This window comes from Rhodococcus wratislaviensis (assembly GCF_041228765.1).
GTDB lineage: Bacteria > Actinomycetota > Actinomycetes > Mycobacteriales > Mycobacteriaceae > Rhodococcus_F > Rhodococcus_F wratislaviensis.
In genome coordinates, this window is the sequence record NZ_CP150488.1 from 151,884 (window position 1) to 169,123 (window position 17,240).

17 protein-coding genes are annotated in these 17,240 nt (G+C 69.0%); 12 read left to right on the forward strand and 5 right to left on the reverse strand.

Annotated elements, in window-relative coordinates; all coding sequences use genetic code 11:
* Positions 1-10 precede the first annotated feature (10 nt).
* The 4 genes from WKC72_RS00700 to WKC72_RS00715 are packed head-to-tail and all read left to right on the forward strand — an operon-like array spanning position 11 to position 3,219.
* Positions 11-817: an S-methyl-5'-thioadenosine phosphorylase gene (locus WKC72_RS00700; RefSeq protein WP_370181475.1), complete on the forward strand. Its 807-nt coding sequence runs from the start codon at positions 11-13 to the stop codon at positions 815-817.
* Positions 814-1,881 carry an NAD(P)-dependent oxidoreductase gene (locus tag WKC72_RS00705; protein WP_128640207.1) on the forward strand — a complete coding sequence of 356 codons (1,068 nt, stop codon included), beginning with the start codon at positions 814-816 and terminating at the stop codon, positions 1,879-1,881. The genes WKC72_RS00700 and WKC72_RS00705 overlap by 4 nt, the downstream gene beginning before the upstream one ends.
* Positions 1,850-2,548 (forward strand): glycosyltransferase family 2 protein, encoded by a 699-nt coding sequence (locus WKC72_RS00710; protein ID WP_268791909.1) that lies wholly within the window; start codon positions 1,850-1,852, stop codon positions 2,546-2,548. Before WKC72_RS00705 ends, WKC72_RS00710 begins: the two co-directional genes overlap by 32 nt.
* A complete protein-coding gene (locus tag WKC72_RS00715; RefSeq protein ID WP_112300570.1) occupies positions 2,545-3,219 on the forward strand; it encodes a DUF2064 domain-containing protein in 675 nt (224 codons plus the stop codon). The genes WKC72_RS00710 and WKC72_RS00715 overlap by 4 nt, the downstream gene beginning before the upstream one ends.
* Before the next feature lie 7 nt (positions 3,220-3,226).
* Here WKC72_RS00715 and WKC72_RS00720 read toward each other — a convergent pair whose 3' ends face one another.
* The gene (locus tag WKC72_RS00720; protein ID WP_268791910.1) at positions 3,227-3,916 is read right to left on the reverse strand and encodes a TetR/AcrR family transcriptional regulator; all 690 of its coding nucleotides are present in this window, start codon (positions 3,914-3,916) and stop codon (positions 3,227-3,229) included.
* A 219-nt stretch (positions 3,917-4,135) separates the two neighbouring features.
* On the opposite strand from WKC72_RS00720, the gene WKC72_RS00725 reads away from it, so the two are divergent.
* The 4 genes from WKC72_RS00725 to WKC72_RS00740 are packed head-to-tail and all read left to right on the forward strand — an operon-like array spanning position 4,136 to position 8,292.
* Positions 4,136-5,041 carry a metal-dependent hydrolase gene (locus WKC72_RS00725; RefSeq protein ID WP_128640210.1) on the forward strand — a complete coding sequence of 302 codons (906 nt, stop codon included), beginning with the start codon at positions 4,136-4,138 and terminating at the stop codon, positions 5,039-5,041.
* Positions 5,041-6,108 carry a 2Fe-2S iron-sulfur cluster-binding protein gene (locus WKC72_RS00730; protein ID WP_370181476.1) on the forward strand — a complete coding sequence of 356 codons (1,068 nt, stop codon included), beginning with the start codon at positions 5,041-5,043 and terminating at the stop codon, positions 6,106-6,108. Before WKC72_RS00725 ends, WKC72_RS00730 begins: the two co-directional genes overlap by 1 nt.
* A gap of 26 nt (positions 6,109-6,134) precedes the next feature.
* Complete coding sequence (locus tag WKC72_RS00735) at positions 6,135-7,085, forward strand: oxidoreductase (protein ID WP_370181477.1); 951 nt, start codon at positions 6,135-6,137, stop codon at positions 7,083-7,085.
* A gap of 37 nt (positions 7,086-7,122) precedes the next feature.
* Positions 7,123-8,292, forward strand: coding sequence for an alpha/beta fold hydrolase (locus WKC72_RS00740; protein WP_370181478.1), 1,170 nt, complete (start codon positions 7,123-7,125; stop codon positions 8,290-8,292).
* Here WKC72_RS00740 and WKC72_RS00745 read toward each other — a convergent pair.
* Positions 8,261-9,199 carry a phosphatase PAP2 family protein gene (locus WKC72_RS00745; RefSeq protein WP_370181479.1) on the reverse strand — a complete coding sequence of 313 codons (939 nt, stop codon included), beginning with the start codon at positions 9,197-9,199 and terminating at the stop codon, positions 8,261-8,263. The two genes, WKC72_RS00740 and WKC72_RS00745, sit on opposite strands and share 32 nt — an antisense overlap.
* Before the next feature lie 6 nt (positions 9,200-9,205).
* The gene (locus WKC72_RS00750) at positions 9,206-9,991 is read right to left on the reverse strand and encodes a crotonase/enoyl-CoA hydratase family protein (protein WP_370181480.1); all 786 of its coding nucleotides are present in this window, start codon (positions 9,989-9,991) and stop codon (positions 9,206-9,208) included.
* A gap of 79 nt (positions 9,992-10,070) precedes the next feature.
* On the opposite strand from WKC72_RS00750, the gene WKC72_RS00755 reads away from it, so the two are divergent.
* From WKC72_RS00755 to WKC72_RS00765, 3 genes are read left to right on the forward strand one after another with little or no spacing between them, the layout of a single operon-like run.
* The gene (locus tag WKC72_RS00755; RefSeq protein ID WP_370184229.1) at positions 10,071-10,682 is read left to right on the forward strand and encodes a TetR/AcrR family transcriptional regulator; all 612 of its coding nucleotides are present in this window, start codon (positions 10,071-10,073) and stop codon (positions 10,680-10,682) included.
* A complete protein-coding gene (locus WKC72_RS00760; protein ID WP_370181481.1) occupies positions 10,679-12,316 on the forward strand; it encodes an acyl-CoA dehydrogenase family protein in 1,638 nt (545 codons plus the stop codon). Before WKC72_RS00755 ends, WKC72_RS00760 begins: the two co-directional genes overlap by 4 nt.
* Positions 12,313-13,344, forward strand: coding sequence for a crotonase/enoyl-CoA hydratase family protein (locus WKC72_RS00765; RefSeq protein ID WP_112300577.1), 1,032 nt, complete (start codon positions 12,313-12,315; stop codon positions 13,342-13,344). The genes WKC72_RS00760 and WKC72_RS00765 overlap by 4 nt, the downstream gene beginning before the upstream one ends.
* Before the next feature lie 96 nt (positions 13,345-13,440).
* On the opposite strand, the gene WKC72_RS00770 is transcribed toward WKC72_RS00765, so the two are convergent.
* Together WKC72_RS00770 and WKC72_RS00775 are read right to left on the reverse strand one after the other, a co-directional pair.
* Positions 13,441-14,706 carry an RNA polymerase sigma factor gene (locus WKC72_RS00770; protein ID WP_370181482.1) on the reverse strand — a complete coding sequence of 422 codons (1,266 nt, stop codon included), beginning with the start codon at positions 14,704-14,706 and terminating at the stop codon, positions 13,441-13,443.
* Positions 14,707-14,711: 5 nt separating this feature from the next.
* Positions 14,712-15,152: a YciI family protein gene (locus tag WKC72_RS00775; RefSeq protein ID WP_037229185.1), complete on the reverse strand. Its 441-nt coding sequence runs from the start codon at positions 15,150-15,152 to the stop codon at positions 14,712-14,714.
* A gap of 223 nt (positions 15,153-15,375) precedes the next feature.
* Between WKC72_RS00775 and WKC72_RS00780 the strand changes: the two genes are divergently transcribed.
* A complete protein-coding gene (locus WKC72_RS00780) occupies positions 15,376-17,199 on the forward strand; it encodes an NAD(P)-binding domain-containing protein (protein ID WP_370181483.1) in 1,824 nt (607 codons plus the stop codon).
* Positions 17,200-17,240 lie beyond the last annotated feature (41 nt).

Here is a 17,240-nt window from a genome sequence, read left to right on the forward strand (position 1 = left end):
GATTGACTGCATGACCGCAATGAGTGCACGCGAACCGGCCCGCGCGGACGTCGCCGTGATCGGCGGGAGCGGCTTCTACTCGTTCTTCGACGCGGACGCCGTGGAAGTCACGATCGACACTCCGTACGGCAACCCCAGCGCCCCGATCACGGTCGGCGACGTGGAGGGCAGGCAGGTGGCGTTCCTCCCCCGCCACGGCGCCCGGCACGAATTCGCGCCCCACACCATCCCGTACCGCGCGAACCTGTGGGCGCTGCGCACGCTGGGCGTGCGGCAGGTGTTCGCACCCTGCGCCGCCGGCAGCCTCACCCCCGACCTGGGCCCGGGCTCGATGGTCGTGCCCGACCAACTGGTCGATCGCACCAGCGGCCGCACGCAGACGTACTTCGACGGAGGCGGCGTGCACGTCCAGTTCGCCGACCCGTACTGCTCCGACCTGCGCAAGGCCGCCGCCCGGCCGGGCACCGTGGAGGGCGGTGTGCTGGTGGTGGTCGAGGGGCCACGGTTCTCGACCAGGGCGGAGAGCGTGTGGTTCGCCCGGCAGGGCTGGACCCTCGTCAACATGACGGGCCACCCCGAGGCGGTCCTCGCCCGGGAACTCGAGATGTGCTACGCCACCATCGCTTTGGTCACCGATCTCGACGCGGGGATCGAGTCGGGGGACGGTGTGCGCGCCGTGGACGTGTTCGCCGAGTTCCAGCGCAACCTCGGACCCCTGAAGACGCTGGTGCGGTCCGCGATCGCCGCCGCCCCCGAAGGCCCCTGCGAAACCTGCCGCGTCCACGAGGGTGTGAACCTGCCGATCGAGCTGCCATGACGGAAACACGGGTACTACTCACGGGCGCAGCAGGATTCATCGGCAGCCACGTCCGCACCGCGCTGACCGACGCCGGCCACGACGTCGTGGCCGTGGACGCGCTGCTCCCGTCCGCGCACGGTGCCGACGTCGAGCCGCCGGACGGTGTCCGACGCGCCGACGTCCGCGACCTCCCCGCTCTGATCGAACTGCTGAGGGGTGTCGACGCCGTGTGCCATCAGGCCGCCGTCGTCGGTGCCGGTGTGGATGTGAGCGATGCCCCGGCCTACGCCAGCCACAACGATCTCGGTACAGCGACACTGCTCGCCGCGATGCACGAGTCGGGTTGCGGGAAGCTGATACTCGCGTCCTCGATGGTCGTCTACGGGGACGGCAGGTATCGCAACGGGCGGGGCGAGTTCGTGGAGCCGCTCGCCCGCCGGACCGAGGACCTGGCCGCGGGAATCTTCGACGAGAGGGATCCCGACACGGGCGATCCCCTGGAGTGGACACTCGTGGAGGAGGACTCGCCTCTGCGGCCGCGAAGTCTCTACGCCGCAGGCAAGGTCGCCCAGGAGCACTACGCACTCGCCTGGGCGCTGGCCACCGGCGGTTCCGTGACGGCTCTGCGCTATCACAACGTCTACGGCGATCGCATGCCGCGTGACACCCCGTACTCCGGGGTGGCCGCGATGTTCCGTTCCGCCCTCGAAAACGGCGACCCTCCGCGCGTGTTCGAGGACGGTCGGCAGACAAGGGATTTCGTGCACGTCCACGACGTCGCGGCGGCGAACGTGGCCGCGGTCGAGGCTGCGATGCCGGGATTCTCGGCGTTCAATGTGTGCTCGGGACAACCGATCACGATCGGCGAGGTGGCCGCGACACTCGCGCGTTCGTACGGAGGGCCCGAACCCGTCGTCACCGGCGAATACCGACCCGGCGACGTGCGGCACATCGTCGCCGACCCCCGCCTGGCCCGCGAGCGACTGGGCTTCCTGGCTCGGATCATGCCCGCCGAGGGGATCGCGGCGTTCGCACACGCACCCCTGAGGGATGCTGCGCCGGCGGGACCTCCCCGTGTCTGAGCGCGCGCCGATCTCAGCGCGGGACGTCACCGTCGTCATCCCGTGCATGAACGAGGCCGGGTCCCTGCCCGGAGTGCTGGCCGCGGTGCCCCGCGACTACCGGACGGTGGTGGTGGACAACAACTCCACCGACGACACCGCCGCAGTCGCGGGCACGCACGGTGCGACGGTGGTGCGGGAGCCTGTCCCGGGATACGGTGCGGCCGTGCACGCCGGGGTGCTGGCGGCGCAGACTCCGGTGGTCTGCGTGCTGGACGGCGACGGCTCGATGAACCCGGGCGAACTGCCTCGACTGGTCTCCGCGCTGGAATCGGGCGCCGACCTCGCCGTCGGGCGGCGCCGCGCCGATCGGCGTGGAACGTGGCCGCTGCACAGCAGGATCGGCAACGCCGTCGTCGCCGCACGACTCCGACGCCGGTACGGCCTCCCGGTCCACGACCTCGGGGCGATGAGAGCCGTACGCAGGCAGGACCTCCTCGCGTTGGGGGTCGACGACCGCAGGTCGGGCTATCCGCTGCAGCTTCTCGTGCTCGCCGGCCGCGCCCACTGGCGGGTCGTGGAGCGCGACATCACCTACCGGCCGCGCACCGCCGGCGCGTCGAAGGTGTCGGGTTCACTGAAGGGCACCGTCGTCGCCGTCCACGACTTCTGGAAGGTGATCGGATGATCCTCGACGTCGCAGTACTGGTGGTCGCGAAGGCACCGGTGCCCGGGTTCGCGAAGACCCGGCTCGCGCGGGACGTCGGCGACGCCCGGGCCGCCGACCTCGCCGCCGCCTCGCTGCTGGACACCCTGGACGCCGTCACCGGCGTCCGCGTCGCGCGGCGGGCGGTGGCGATGACCGGCGATCTCGGCCGGGCCGTGCGGGGCACCGACATCGCGGCGGCGTTGGACTGTTTCACGGTGCTGCCGCAACGGGGTGCGGATTTCGCGGAGCGATTGGTGAATGCCCACGCCGACGCGTTCGCCGCGTTCGGCCTGCCGATTCTTCAGATCGGTATGGACACACCGCAGGTGACGGCGGAACTGCTCACGGAATCGGCGGACCTGCTCACCGAGCGGAAGGGCCGATGCGTCCTCGGACTCGCGGAGGACGGCGGGTGGTGGATCCTCGGCGTGCCCGACGCGGTCGCGACGGAGGCGATACGCCCGGTCCCCACGTCGAGCCCGGACACCGGACGCCTCACCCGGGAGGCCCTCCTCGCGGCAGGCGCCGAGGTGCTGTCGCTGCCGACGCTCCGCGACGTCGACTACGCGGCGGACGTCGCCCCGGTCGCCGCCCTCTGCCCCGAGTCCAGTCGCTTCCGCCGTGAGTACTTGTCAACCGCGGGCGGTTGACAAGTACTCACGGGGCGTTGATGCGGGCAAGCGCGAGGTAGAGCGGTTCGGTGGGATCGAGTTCGATCCCGTTGCGGCGGAGGAATGCGTCGAGCACGCCCCACACGAGGGGCGCCACCTGGCCGACGAAGTACTCGGTGTCCGGTTTCGCGGAACCCTTCGACGACTCGAGCCACAGGTCGGTGGTCGAGACCATGATCCCGACCGCGGCGCGGGCGGTGAACCGGACGTCGGAAACTTCGGCGGACACGGACTCGAAGATCGTCGACGCGACGCCGGCCAGCCGGTCGGTGAGGTCGCGCTCGACGTCGAGGGACAGGGCGGATCCCGCGCCGTCCTGCTTCAGCTCGCCGTCCGCCAGGAAGCGGAAGACGTTCGGGTGCTCGGCGACCACTTCGGCGTAGCCGGTGATGGCGTGGTTCAGCGCCTCGTGCGGTGTGGTGAGCAGGAAGTTGAATTTGGGTGCCACCAGCTTGTAGACGTCGCGGGTGGTGCGGTCGGCGATGGCCTTGTAGAGGTCGGCCTTGTCTGCGAAGTGCCGGTACAGCCGGGGCTTCGTCGCCCCCGCCTCCTTGGCGATGTCGTTCATGCTCGGGCGTGGGCCGTGCGTGTCGATCACCCGGTAGGCGGCGTCGATGAACTCCTCACGGGCGCGTGCCCGCCGGTCCCACGACCGCGGGGTGTCTGTTTCTGCCACTTCGCCTGGGCTCCGATTGCTCGTTGGACCTGTGCCGATACCCAGGGTACGGGACCGTGTTCCGGCAACGGCAGTAGTGGTTGACACCGAAGTTCGCCGGTGTGACACTCGACTCGCACAAAACGTAACCGCGAGTAACGCTCATCGTGTCTCGCGGTACCGGCGGCCACGCGGCCGAACGGCGCCCCTCGCCCGAAGCCGACTTCGAGGAGATCACTGATGGCACTGCGGAACGGAAAGAAGGCCGACGCGATCGACGTCGACCCCGGTGACGTGACCCTGCAGGCACGCAACGTGAAGTTCGACTGGTCCCGGACCCCGCTGCACTGGATTCCCGGCGAACCGATCGCCTCCCACACACTCAGCGCGATCAACCTGATCCTTCCCGAGGGGGAGCGGTGGTTCTGCGCGACGTTCACCGAGGCCCTGCCCTTGATCAACGACGACCGACTCCGCGCCGACGTCCGAGGGTTCATCGGGCAGGAAGCGATGCACGCCGAGACCCACAACGTGGTGCTGTACGAGTTCCTTGACGCACACGACGTGGATCCGCGGCCGTTCGTGCTGCAGTCGGAATACCTCATGAGGAAGGTGCTGGGCCGCAGGGAGATGGGCAGCGCCCGCGCTCAGCGTCAGCAGCTCGTCGAACGGCTCGCATTCATCGGCGCCATCGAGCACATGACGGCATTCCTGGGCGACTGGATCCTGAACGCGCGCCTCGAGGACTTCGACGCCGACCCCGCCATGACGGACCTGTACCGCTGGCACGGCGCGGAGGAGGTCGAACATCGCAACGTCGCTCACGACGTCGCCATGTACTTCGGGGTGGGGTACGTCCGGCGCAACCTCGCGATGCTGGTGTCGTATCTCGCGTTCCTGGTGGTGATGACGCGCGGGCTCAAGTTCATCGTGCACGCCGACCCGACGATGCCCGATCGCGGCTACTTCTCCCTGTGGATGGGGCTGCTCGCGGCGATGCGCCGAGGCTCCCTGCCCGGACTGTCGAGCCTGTTCCGGGGCGCCCTCCGATACCTCGACCCCCGGTACTCACCGCAGGCCGAGGGCGACACGGCGCAGGCGATCGCCTATCTGGCCAAGTCGCCTGCCGCGAGGGCGGCGGCGTAGTGACTCCGACGTATCCGGCACCGACCTCCGTACCGGGCGATCTGTGGGGGAAGCGGCAACGCGACCCGCTGCTGCGTGCCGTCGCCGGTGTCGCCACCGCGTACATGCGGTCGCTGCGCTTCCTGTACCGCACCGACATCACCCCACCAGTCAGCGACGGCTGCCGGCGGATGCTGGTGCGTGAGCGCAGAGTGGTGGCCCCGGACGAGAACGTCGTGAGCCTGACCCTGGCCGCCCCCGACGGCGGCGAACTCGACCGGTGGCGGCCGGGCGCGCATCTCGACCTCGAACTGCCGTCCGGGCGCAGGCGTCAGTACTCCCTGTGCGGAGACCCGGCGGACAGTCGCGCGTACACCATTGCGGTGCGGCGCATTCCCGACGGCGGCGGGGGCTCGCTCGAGGTCCACGACGTCCTGCACCCCGGAACCTCGGTGAAGGTCCGCGGCCCGTACAACGCGTTCCCCCTGGCGTTGCCCGGACACGGATCGACCGCCGACGGCCTGCACTTCGTCGCGGGCGGAATCGGGATCACCCCCATCCTCCCGATGGTGCGCCTGGCCCATCGCCTCGACCTCGACTGGTCGATGGTCTACACCGGCCGTAACCGGGAGTCGCTGCCCTTCCTGGACCAGCTCGAAGAGTTCGGCGACCGGGTGACGGTGCGCACCGACGACGACGGCGGAATGCCTACCGCAGCAGAGCTGCTCCGCGCGGTGACCGATACATCCGCGGTGTACTGCTGCGGCCCGATACCGATGATCGAGGCGATCGACGACGCCCTGCCGTCTCGTGTCGAGTTCCACTACGAGCGGTTCTCGCCCCCGCCAATCATCGACGGGCGGCCGTTCGAGGCCGAACTCGCCCGCACCGGTGAGGTGGTGGAGGTCCCCGCCGACCGGACTGCGCTCGACGCGATTTCCGAAGTGCGTCCCGGGCTTGCCTTCTCCTGCCGGCAGGGGTTCTGTGGAACCTGCGCCGTCGGCGTGGAGCACGAGGGCTGGACCTCCGGCCAGATGCTGCTCTGCGTCGAACGCACCCAGGGCGAGCGCGTCGTCCTGGACATCTGACAGCACCCCGAGGAGACGGTTCCTTCATGACACCACTCGACAACAGGCACTTCGGGTTCGACGACATCCCCGACCAGTGGGGGAAGACCGTCCTCGTCACCGGCGCGAACAACGGCCTCGGACTCCACGCCGCGACGGCCCTCGCCGGTGCGGGCGCGACGGTCCTGCTCGCGTGCCGCAATCTGCAGACCGGCGCCGCCGCACTCACACGGATCCGCAAGGCGGGCAGCGATGCCGAGCACCAACTTGTTCCGCTGGACCTCACCGACCTGTCCTCGGTCCGCGACGCGGCGCAGCACGCCTGCGAGGTCGCAGCGCAGATCGACGTGCTGATCAACAACGCGGGCCTGATGGCCGTCCCCTTCGGCCGCACGACCGACGGGTTCGAACTGCAGATCGGCACAAATCATTTCGGGCACTTCGCGCTCACCGGACAGCTCCTCCCGGCACTCCTCGGCGCTCCCGCACCGCGGGTGGTGACCCTCGCAAGCATCGCGCACCGCCGCGGCCGGATCGTGCTCGACGACCTGAACTTCGACCGCCGCAAGTACACCCGGATGGGCGCGTACAACCAGTCGAAGCTCGCCAACCTTCTGTTCAGTGGCGAATTGGCCAGGCGCAGTGCGGCTGCCGGACTTCCGCTCCTCTCGGTGGCGACGCACCCCGGCATCGCCGCCACCAATCTCTTCGACTCGATGGTCCCGCCGATACCGGGGGCTCTCGCCGTGACCCACCTCGGATTGCGGGTGATCGGCAACGACGAGAAGGACGGCGCGCTCGGACAGCTGTACGCGGCGACCATGCCCGACGTCCGCACCGACGACTACCTGGGCCCGAACGACCTGTTCGGAGTTCGCGGACCGGTGGCGCGTTCGCCGCGCACCGGTGGGGCACGGAACACGAAACTCGCGGCGGCCCTGTGGGAGAAGTCCGTGGAGGTGACCGGGGTGGAGTACACCCAGCTCGCCCGCGCGTAGCCGGGCCCCTCTGCTCCCGCGCGTACCATCGGTGTGGATGTCGGAGAGAATGACACGCCATCCGTCCACCGTGGCCGACTGGAACGACGACCGCCGCACGGCGCGTCTGCATGCGACACGGCTCGGTCACCAGTGGCAGAAATTCGGTCGCACCCGGCGCTTCCTCGCCGCGGTCGCGCTCGGGACCGTCCCCCTGCTCCTGGCCGGAGGACAGTACTGGGTTCACGACGTGCAACCCGAACGCGAGCGCCTCGCACTGACCCAGCCACAGATCCACGAGGTGTACGACGCGCAGTCGCCCGCCGACCACGACACCGCCGTCGTCGACCTCGTCGGGCTGGGCAACAAGGATGCCACCGACACCGCCCGCACCCTGTCGTCGTACGACCGGATCGGGCGGGTATGGGCGGTCCAATACGACAACGGCGGTATCGACACCAAGGTGATCAGCGAACTGATCGCCACCCGCGCGGCCGACGAGGGCATCGACAACATCGTCCTGTCCGGGCACAGCATGGGCGGCGTCGTCGCTCTGGAAGTCGCGCAGCACATCTACCAGGACACGGACGCTAACCTCATCGGAGTGGTGCTCGACTGCACCCCGGTGGACCTGCACGCCGTCCGGGCCGGAAGCCGGGACAGCGGCGAGGACATGCTGCGGTGGATCGGCTGGCTCCCCGGTGCGCGGGAGAGCCGGACGATGCGCCTGCTGGTGGAGACCGCGGCCCGGCAGAGCAGGTTCCTCGACACGAAGTCGGACTGGTATCCGCACGTCGACGTCGACGAGTTCCGGGACGTCATCGACGAGGTCCTCACCGAGAAGGTGCTGTCGGAGGACGTGGCGAGCAACGGGCTGATCGAATCGCAGTTCAAGACCATCGTCGCGTCCGGTGCCATCGACAACCTGAAGTCGCTGGCGGCGGAGACGGACGACAAGCCGCGGCCCGGGATCGTGTTCGTGCGTCCCCGCGCGGGGTGGAAGGACCCGGTGGTCGACGTCGACTACACGCAGAAGATCCTCGTCGAACAGTCCGGCGGGACCGACGGCGCGCTGCTGGTCGCGAAGCTCGACGGGACCGGCCACGCGAATCCGAACCAGCAACCGGTCGCCTACAACGAGGCGATCGTAGGCCGCATCCTGCCCTTCCTCCAGCCCATTCTCGACGAGGTGTCGGTCACCAGCGACGCCGCGGGCGGCCGGCGGTGACGGCTCGGCGGGGCCACGCCGTCGTCCGGGACTCCCACGCCCGTGCCAGCAGGATCGCCAGGCCCAGGTACGCCCATCCCGCCAGCACGTCCACCACGTAGTGCTCGCCGCCGTAGACCAATACGAACGCCATGGCGAGCGGGTATGCGGCCAGCAGCGCCCGCGACCACACGTTCTTCGCGAACGGCCAGAGCGCGACGGCGACGAGCAGGGCGAACGCCGCGTGCAGGGACGGCAGCGCGGCGACGGGGTTGCTCTGCGCCTCCAGCCACCGCGTGCTGACATCCGTGGGGACCACACCGAATCCGAATCCGGCGACGCGGCCCACGCTGCCGGAGATCACGTCCCCCTCGGCAGCGAGCCACGGAGGAACGGACGGCAGCAGGATGTAGGTGACCAGGCCGAGATACGACAGCAGCAGCACCCGCCGCATGTACCCCGACCACAGGTCGCGCGAGTACGCGTAGAAGACGGCCGCGACCACCCACGGAACGATGAAGTGGCTGGTGTAGACGATTCCCGTGAGCAGAGTCCACCACGGCAGCTCACCCGCCGGGGGCATGAGATTCTCCTGCAACCACACCGTGGGGATGGTGCCCCCGAAGAGCCAGCTCTCCACGGACACCAGTTCCTCCGCCCGCACCGGCATCCCGAGTTCATGGGCGAAGCCACGGCTGAGGTCGTACACGACGAGAGCGGCGATGAGCGGCAACCAGTCCCGCACGACGCGCAGATGGTCCTGCCACGGCCGGTCGATCGTGAAGGCGACGAGGCCGGCGACGATCCACGTCGCCTGGTAGATGCGGTCGGTGGGCAGCCCCAGCGTGTAGATCGTGACGCCCAGCGCGAGCAGGTACGCACACCAGACCGTGCGCCGGAACCTCACCCGTGAGTAGTTGTTAACCACGGGCGGTTAATAAGTACTCACGGGCGCAGCATCACCGTGCCTGCCTGCCCCGGCGGCGAAGCGTGCTGCACCCTCGACCGTTCCGTTGGCCAGAGAGATCGCACCGTGCCGGAATTCGTTCAGCATGGCCTGATCCTCGGTCAGTCCCGACTGCTCGAGCAGCGACAAGCGGTCCTGCCGCAGGCACACCTGGGGCAGGCCGGCGATCTCGGCGGCCAGTTGCCGGGCGGCGGTGAGCGCTTCCCCCGCCGCGACCTTCCGGTTGATCAGCCCGATGCTCAGGGCCTCGTCGGCGTCGACCGGCCGTCCGGTGAGGACGAGGTCCATCGCGCGGCCCTCCCCGATGAGCCTCGGCAGGCGGACGGTTCCGCCGTCGATGAGCGGCACGCCCCAGCGCCGGCAGAACACTCCGAGGACGGCGTCCGCGCCGGCGACCCGCAGGTCGGCCCACAGCGCCAGTTCGAGACCGCCTGCCACCGCGTGCCCGTCGATCGCGGCGATCACCGGTTTGAACAACCTCATCCGGGAGATGCCCATCGGCGCGTCGCCGTCGGGCGCCACGCGATTCCCGGTTCCGGAACTGATCGCCTTGAGATCCGCTCCGGCGCAGAATGTTCCGCCCTCACCGTGGAGCACCGCGACGGACGCGTCCTCGTCCGCGTCGAATGCACGGAAGGCGTCGGCGAGTGCATCGGCGGTGGGCCGGTCGACGGCATTGCGGACTTCGGGCCGGTTCAGGCTGATCGTCGTGACCGGGCCGTCCTTGCGGACGAGTACCACGTCGGAAGTCATCGAGTGCGCCTTTCCTCGCTGGTGTAGCCGACGCTAGCACCCTTGACGGAAGAACGGAACGGGTGTTCACTCCTTGAATATGGCCTACCGGCGCACACCCGCCATCCAGGAACGCCTGGACGCACTCCGCACCACCCTCATCGATTCCGCGATCGGGCTGATCGCCCGCCACGGTTACGCCGGGTGCTCGATCTCCGCGGTCGCGGCCGAGGCGGGGGTCGGCACCGGCACCGTCTACCGGCACTTCTCGAACAAGGGCGAACTGTTCGCAGAAGTCTTCCGCATCGTCTGCAGTCGCGAGGTGAGCGCCGCCGTCGAATCCGGCAACGCCGCCCGCGGCGCCGAGGGTCGGTGCGTCGCAGCGGTATCCGCCTCCGTCGGCACGTTCGCCGAACGCGCGCTGCGCGCCCCCACCCTGGCGTACGCGCTGCTCGTCGAACCCGTCGACCCGCAGGTCGACACCGAACGCCTCCTGTTCCGCGAGTCGTTCCGCGATGCCCTCGCGGTCGCCATCGCCGCCGCCGTCGAGGCCGGGGAGATCCCGGACCAGGACGCGTCGGTGACCGCCGCCTGCATCGTCGGAGCAATCGGCGAAGCGCTGATTCTGCCCCTCGCCCGCGGTGCCGCCGACGAAGCGATCATCCCCGCCCTGCTCACCTTCACCCTTCGATCCCTCGGGAGCCCGACATGAGTGCCACACACGAGGTCGTCAACCAGGTGCCGCCACTGGTCAACTTCGACGCGGCCGATTACGCACCGATCCTCGAAGCGCTGCAACGCGAGGGCGCACACGACGCGCTCGAGGAACTGCACGACGTCGGACGCCTCGCCGGAAGCGAGGCGGCCCAGCGCTGGGGCGACCTCGCCGAGGCGCACCCTCCCGTCCTGCGCACCCACGACCGCTACGGCAACCGCATCGACGAGGTGGAGTACGACCCCGCCTACCACCAGCTGATGACCACCGCGGTCGAGATGGGCCTGCACGGCGCACCGTGGGCCGACCCGCACCCGCGCGCCCACCTGGTCCGGGCCGCGAAAATGGCCGTGTGGGGCCAGGTCGACGCCGGTCACGGCTGCCCGATCTCCATGACGTACGCCGTCGTCCCCGCCCTGCGCCACAACCGTGAGCTCGCGGAACAGTACGAACCGTTGCTCACCGCCCGGGTGTACGATCCGGCGCTGCACCCTCCGCTGACCAAGGCCGGACTGATCGCCGGGATGTCGATGACGGAGAAGCAGGGCGGCTCCGACGTCCGCGCGGGCACCACCCGCGCGGTCCCGCAGTCCGACGGCAGTTATCTCCTGACCGGGCACAAGTGGTTCACGGCGGCGCCGATGTCCGACGTGTTCCTCGTGCTGGCCCAGGCGCCGGGCGGTCTGTCGTGTTTCTTCCTGCCCCGGGTGCTGCCGGACGGCACCCGCAACCGGATGCACCTGCAGCGCCTCAAGGACAAGCTCGGCAACCATTCCAACGCCAGCAGCGAGGTCGAGTACGACGAGGCCGTGGCCTGGCTGGTCGGAGAGGAAGGCCGCGGCGTTCCGACCATCATCGAGATGGTCAACATGACCCGCCTCGACTGCACCATCGGCACGGCCACCGGCATGCGTGTCGGCACCGCGCAGGCCGCGCACCACGCCGTGCACCGCAGCGCATTCGGCGCCCACCTGGTGGATCAGCCGCTGATGCGGAACGTGCTCGCCGACCTCGCCGTCGAGTCGGAGGCGGCCACGACCGTCGCCCTGTGGCTGGCCGCGCTCACCGACCGGGCGACCGCCGGCGACGAGCACGCGAACACCCTGCGTCGCATCTCGCTGGCGGTCAGCAAGTACTTCGTCTGCAAACGCGGTCCGATCCACGCCGCGGAGGCCCTGGAATGCCTGGGCGGCAACGGGTACGTGGAGGAATCGCGGATGCCGCGGCTGTACCGGGAGGCTCCCCTGCTGTCGGTGTGGGAAGGATCCGGCAACGTCGCCGCCCTCGACACTCTGCGTGCGATGGCGAAACAGCCGCAGACGCTTCAGGTCTTCTTCGACGAACTCGATTCCACCGCGGGAGCCGACGCGCGACTCGACACCGCCGTCACGAACCTGAAGGCGAGTTTCGGCGATCTCGACACACTCGAGCACCGGGCGCGGCGGGTCGTCGGCGACATGGCGCTCGCCCTCCAGGGGTCGTTGCTGATCCGCCACGGACACCCCGCGGTGGCCGACGCGTTCTGCGTCAGCCGGCTGTCCGGCGACTGGGGCACCGTGTTCGGGACGTTGCCGACCGGCGTCGACACCGCCGCCATCATCGACCGCGCCACTCCCAAGGTGGGGTCGTGACCGGCCCCGGCGACCACGCCGGCACCCGCCCTGCGGCGTGGCGCGACGGCTGGGACGAGGGCGGCGATTCCCTGTTCGCGGATCGTGAACCGGATCGGGCGGACGACCCGACGGAGTATCGGACGCTCACCTACGAGGTGACCGGACGCATCGCCCGGATCACGTTCAACCGTCCCGACCACGGCAACGCGATCACCGCCGACACTCCGGTGGAACTCGCCGCCACCGTGGAACGCGCCGACCTCGATCCCCGCGTCCACGTGATCCTGCTGTCGGGGCGCGGTAAGGGATTCTGCGGCGGATACGACCTGGGCATCTTCGCCGAGCACGGCGGCCACACCGGCGAGGGGCCGGACCGCACGACGGGCACCGTGCTCGATCCGATCGTTCAGGCGCGCAACCACAATCCGTTCGGCAACTGGGATCCGATGGCCGACTACGCGATGATGAGCCGGTTCAACCGCGGGTTCGCGAGCCTGCTCCACGCGAACAAGCCGACGGTCGCGAAGATCCACGGATTCTGCGTCGCCGGCGGCACCGACATCGCGCTGTACTGCGACCAGATCGTCGCCGCGGACGACACGAAGATCGGCTATCCCCCGACCCGGGTGTGGGGTGTGCCGGCGGCGGGCATGTGGGCGCACCGTCTCGGCGACCAGCGGGCGAAACGACTGCTCCTCACCGGCGACTGCATCACGGGACGGCAGGCGGCCGAGTGGGGACTCGCGGTGGAGTCGGCGCCCGCGGAGGAACTCGACCGCCGAACCGAGGACCTCGTCGAGCGGATCGCGAGAATGCCGATCAATCAGCTGATGATGGTGAAACTCGCACTGAACAGCGCACTGCTGGCGCAGGGCGTCGCCAACTCGACGATGGTGAGCACCGTCTTCGACGGGATGTCCCGGCACACCCGCGAGGGGTACGCGTTCCAATTGCGCTCGGCCACCGTCGGATTCCGAGAGGCCGTCCGTGAACGCGACCAACCGTTCGGCGATCACAAGTCGCAGCAGCCGCAGCCGGGATCCTGATCGACCGGCGCGGGACCCTCCGACGTTTGCCGATCGAATCGCCGGATGCGCACGCAATAGCATCGGTTTCCGGCGAATCCGTGCGCAACCGTGCGATCAGGGGCGCGGATCCCCGTGCTCGGACGCGGCGGCGGCGCGAGCCATGAGGAGGTTCCGTTCACGGCGAGTGGGCGCGGTCGCCGCGGCGTCCTCGAGGGTCCGGGCCGCCTCGTCGTAGCGGCCGAGGCGTTCGAGGACTTCGCCCCGCACGGCGCCGTAGAGGTGGTGCCGCGCCAGCCGATGGTCGTCCCGCACGGCGTCGAGCGCAGCGAGCGCGGCCTCGGGCCCGTCCGAATGCAGCAACGCCACCGCACGGTTGAGTTCCACCACCGGCGACGGCGCCACCTGCGCCAGCGCGTCGTACAGGGCGACGATCGCCTCCCAGTCGGTGTCCTCGAACCGTGGCGCTCTGGCATGACACCCGGCGATCGCGGCCTGCAGCGAGTAGGGGCCGAGCGGGCGGCCGAGCCCGACAGCCCGTTCCAGTGCAGCATTGCCGTGCGTCAGAAGGGTTCGGTCCCAACGCGACCGGTCCTGATCCTGCGGCAGGACCGGCTCACCGTCGGCACCCACGCGGGCGGCGAACCGTGAAGCCTGCAACTCGGTGAGCGCCACCAGTCCGTGCACCTCCGGTTCCCGGGGCAGCAGGCCGGCGAGAACACGGGCGAGCCGCATCGCCTCCGACGCGAGGTCACGCCGAATCCAGTACTCGCCCGATGTGGCGGAGTACCCCTCGTTGAACACGAGATAGACCACCTCGAGCACCGCCGACAACCGCGCCGGAAGTTCCTCGCGTGCGGGCACTTCGAACGGCACCTTCGCCTCCGACAGCGTCCGCTTGGCCCTGCTGATCCGCTGACCCATCGTCGCCGGGGGGACGAGGAACGCCCGCGCGATCTCGTCGGTGCGCAGACCCCCGACCAATCGGAGGGTCAATGCCACACGCGATTCCCGGGGAAGCACGGGATGACACGCCACGAAGACCAGAGCCAGCAGGTCGTCCTCCACGCCGTCGACGGCGTCCGGCGCGGGCATCGCACTCGGCGGTTGCGCGGACGGATCGGCGGCGATCGCCGTGTACTTCGACTGCCGCGACCGCTCCCGGCGAATACGGTCGATCGCCTTGTGCTTGGCGGTGGCCGTCAGCCACGCACCCGGTTTGTCGGGGACGCCCTGCTCCGGCCACTGTTCGAGCGCGAGCACGAACGCATCCTGAGCGATCTCCTCGGCGATCCCGACGTCACGGACGAGGCGGGCGAGCGACGCGATGGGGCGCGGAGACTCCATGCGCCACACCGCCTCGACCGTGCGCTGGACATCCACCGGACTCAGCCGTTCGGGTGCTGCTCACGAATCCGCGCCGCGAGTGCCTCTTCCTTCTCCCGCAGTTCCGGCGTGAACTCGTCCCCGAAATCCTCCGACTCGAAGATCGGCCGCACCTCGATCAGCTGGCGCAAACCGGTGCCGGAGTCGGCGGGGCACTTCTTGACCCACTCGATCGCCTCTTCGAGGGATCGCACCTCCCAGATCCAGTAGCCCGCGATGATCTCCTTCGACTCGGTGAACGGGCCGTCGACCACCGACGTCGTGCCGCCCTCGAACACCACCCGCGCCCCGGCGCTGGTCGGCTTCAGACCCTGGCCGTCGAGCATGATGCCCGCGTTCACCAATTCCTCGTTGTACGCACCCATCGCAGCCAGCATTTCCTCGGTCGGCGCGATCTTGTCTTCGTCGGCACCTGCACCCTCGATCATCACCATGACTCGCATGATTTCCTCCTCGATTGTGGTCGGTCCAGGCCTTCTTGCCGTGGACTCACACAGTACGTCGAACGAGCCAGCACGGATTTCGACATTCGCGCCCCGTGAGTACTTGTTAACCGCCCGCGGTTAACAAGTACTCACGGGCGGGGACTGCAACACGATGCAACGCTTGCCGCCCGCCCCACTCCGGAGTGTGCTGTATGTCACATACCAAGCGAAGGAGAGGTACATGACACAGACGGTCCAGCCGACTGCGGTGCAGACGTCCCTGACACCTCAGGAACGAGTCGACCTGTGGTTGGCGAGCTTCGAATCCGCTCTCGCCGAGCGCGACGTCGACCGCGCCGCGGGCATGTTCGCAGTCGACAGCTTCTGGCGGGACCTGGTGGCGTTCACCTGGAACCTCAAGACGGTCGAGGGACGCGACGCCGTCGCCGCGATGCTGCACGCACGCCTCGACGACACCGACCCCGTCACCTTCCGCACCACCGAGACACCGGACGAAGCCGACGGCGTCACCTCGGCGTGGATCGAGTTCGAGACGGCGACGGGCCGCGGCAAGGGGCACCTGCGCCTGAAGGGCGACGAGGCGTGGACGTTCCTCACCACCATGCAGGAGTTGAAGGGCCACGAGGAACGCCGCGGACGGAACCGCGTCAAGGGTGCTGTTCACGGCTCCGGCGGCGACACCCAGAGCTGGGCGGAGAAGCGGGAGATCGAGGAGCGGGAACTCGGTTACACCCGCCAGCCGTACGTTCTCGTGATCGGCGGCGGCCAGGGCGGCATCGCGCTCGGCGCGCGGCTGCGCCAACTCGGGGTCCCGGCCATCGTCGTCGACAAGAACGAACGCCCCGGCGACCAGTGGCGCAACCGGTACAAGTCGCTGTGCCTGCACGATCCGGTCTGGTACGACCACCTGCCCTACATGCCGTTCCCGGACAACTGGCCGGTCTTCGCGCCGAAGGACAAGATCGGCGACTGGCTCGAGATGTACACCAAGGTGATGGAGATCCCGTACTGGTCGTCCACCACCTGCACGTCCGCGACGTTCGACGACGAGACCAAGGAGTGGACCGTCGTCCTCGACCGCGACGGCGAGGACGTGGTGCTCCACCCGAAGCAGTTGGTGCTCGCCACCGGCATGTCGGGCAAGCCGAACGTTCCCTCGTTCCCGGGCCAGGACGTCTTCCAGGGCGAGCAGCACCATTCGAGCCGGCACCCCGGTCCGGACGCCTACGTGGGGAAGCGCGTCGTCGTCGTGGGTGCCAACAATTCGGCTCACGACATCTGCAAGGCGCTCTTCGAGAACGGCGCCGACGTGACGATGTTGCAACGTTCGTCCACGCACATCGTGAAGTCGGACTCGTTGATGGACCTCGGCCTCGGCGACCTCTACTCGGAGCGCGCTGTCGCGGCGGGCATGACGACGGAGAAGGCCGACCTCACGTTCGCGTCGCTGCCGTACAAGATCATGCACGAGTTCCAGATCCCGATCTATCAGAAGATCGCCGAACGGGACAAGGACTTCTACGACCGGCTCGAGAAGGCCGGATTCAAGCTCGATTTCGGTGACGACGGGTCCGGTCTGTTCATGAAGTACCTGCGCCGCGGCTCCGGCTACTACATCGACGTCGGCGCATCCGAACTCGTCGCCGACGGCAGCATCCACCTCGTGTCCGGACAGGTCGACCACCTCACCGAGAACGCCGTGGCGCTCACCGACGGGACGGAATTGCCGGCCGACCTCGTCGTCTACGCCACCGGCTACGGGTCCATGAACGGCTGGGCCGCCGACCTCATGGGTCAGGAAGTGGCCGACAAGGTCGGAAAGTGCTGGGGTCTCGGCTCCGACACCACCAAGGATCCGGGGCCGTGGGAGGGCGAGCAGCGCAACATGTGGAAGCCGACCCAGCAGGAAGCGCTGTGGTTCCACGGCGGCAACCTGCACCAGTCGCGGCACTACTCGCTGTACCTCGCTCTGCAGCTCAAGGCCCGGCACGAGGAGATCCCGACACCGGTCTACGGGTTGCAGGAGGTGCATCACCTCAGCTGATCGATCCCTGACACGTAGCGGCGCCCTCACTCGTCGAGAGT

Coding starts and splice junctions, on each gene's coding strand:
- WKC72_RS00705 (WP_128640207.1), top strand. CDS start 814: ATGACGGAAACACGGGTACTACTCACGGGCGCAGCAGGATTCATCGGC.
- WKC72_RS00780 (WP_370181483.1), top strand. CDS start 15,376: ATGACACAGACGGTCCAGCCGACTGCGGTGCAGACGTCCCTGACACCT.
- WKC72_RS00710 (WP_268791909.1), top strand. CDS start 1,850: ATGCTGCGCCGGCGGGACCTCCCCGTGTCTGAGCGCGCGCCGATCTCA.
- WKC72_RS00725 (WP_128640210.1), top strand. CDS start 4,136: ATGGCACTGCGGAACGGAAAGAAGGCCGACGCGATCGACGTCGACCCC.
- WKC72_RS00735 (WP_370181477.1), top strand. CDS start 6,135: ATGACACCACTCGACAACAGGCACTTCGGGTTCGACGACATCCCCGAC.
- WKC72_RS00700 (WP_370181475.1), top strand. CDS start 11: ATGACCGCAATGAGTGCACGCGAACCGGCCCGCGCGGACGTCGCCGTG.
- WKC72_RS00715 (WP_112300570.1), top strand. CDS start 2,545: ATGATCCTCGACGTCGCAGTACTGGTGGTCGCGAAGGCACCGGTGCCC.
- WKC72_RS00755 (WP_370184229.1), top strand. CDS start 10,071: ATGGCCTACCGGCGCACACCCGCCATCCAGGAACGCCTGGACGCACTC.
- WKC72_RS00760 (WP_370181481.1), top strand. CDS start 10,679: ATGAGTGCCACACACGAGGTCGTCAACCAGGTGCCGCCACTGGTCAAC.
- WKC72_RS00775 (WP_037229185.1), bottom strand. CDS start 15,152: ATGCGAGTCATGGTGATGATCGAGGGTGCAGGTGCCGACGAAGACAAG.
- WKC72_RS00740 (WP_370181478.1), top strand. CDS start 7,123: ATGTCGGAGAGAATGACACGCCATCCGTCCACCGTGGCCGACTGGAAC.
- WKC72_RS00750 (WP_370181480.1), bottom strand. CDS start 9,991: ATGACTTCCGACGTGGTACTCGTCCGCAAGGACGGCCCGGTCACGACG.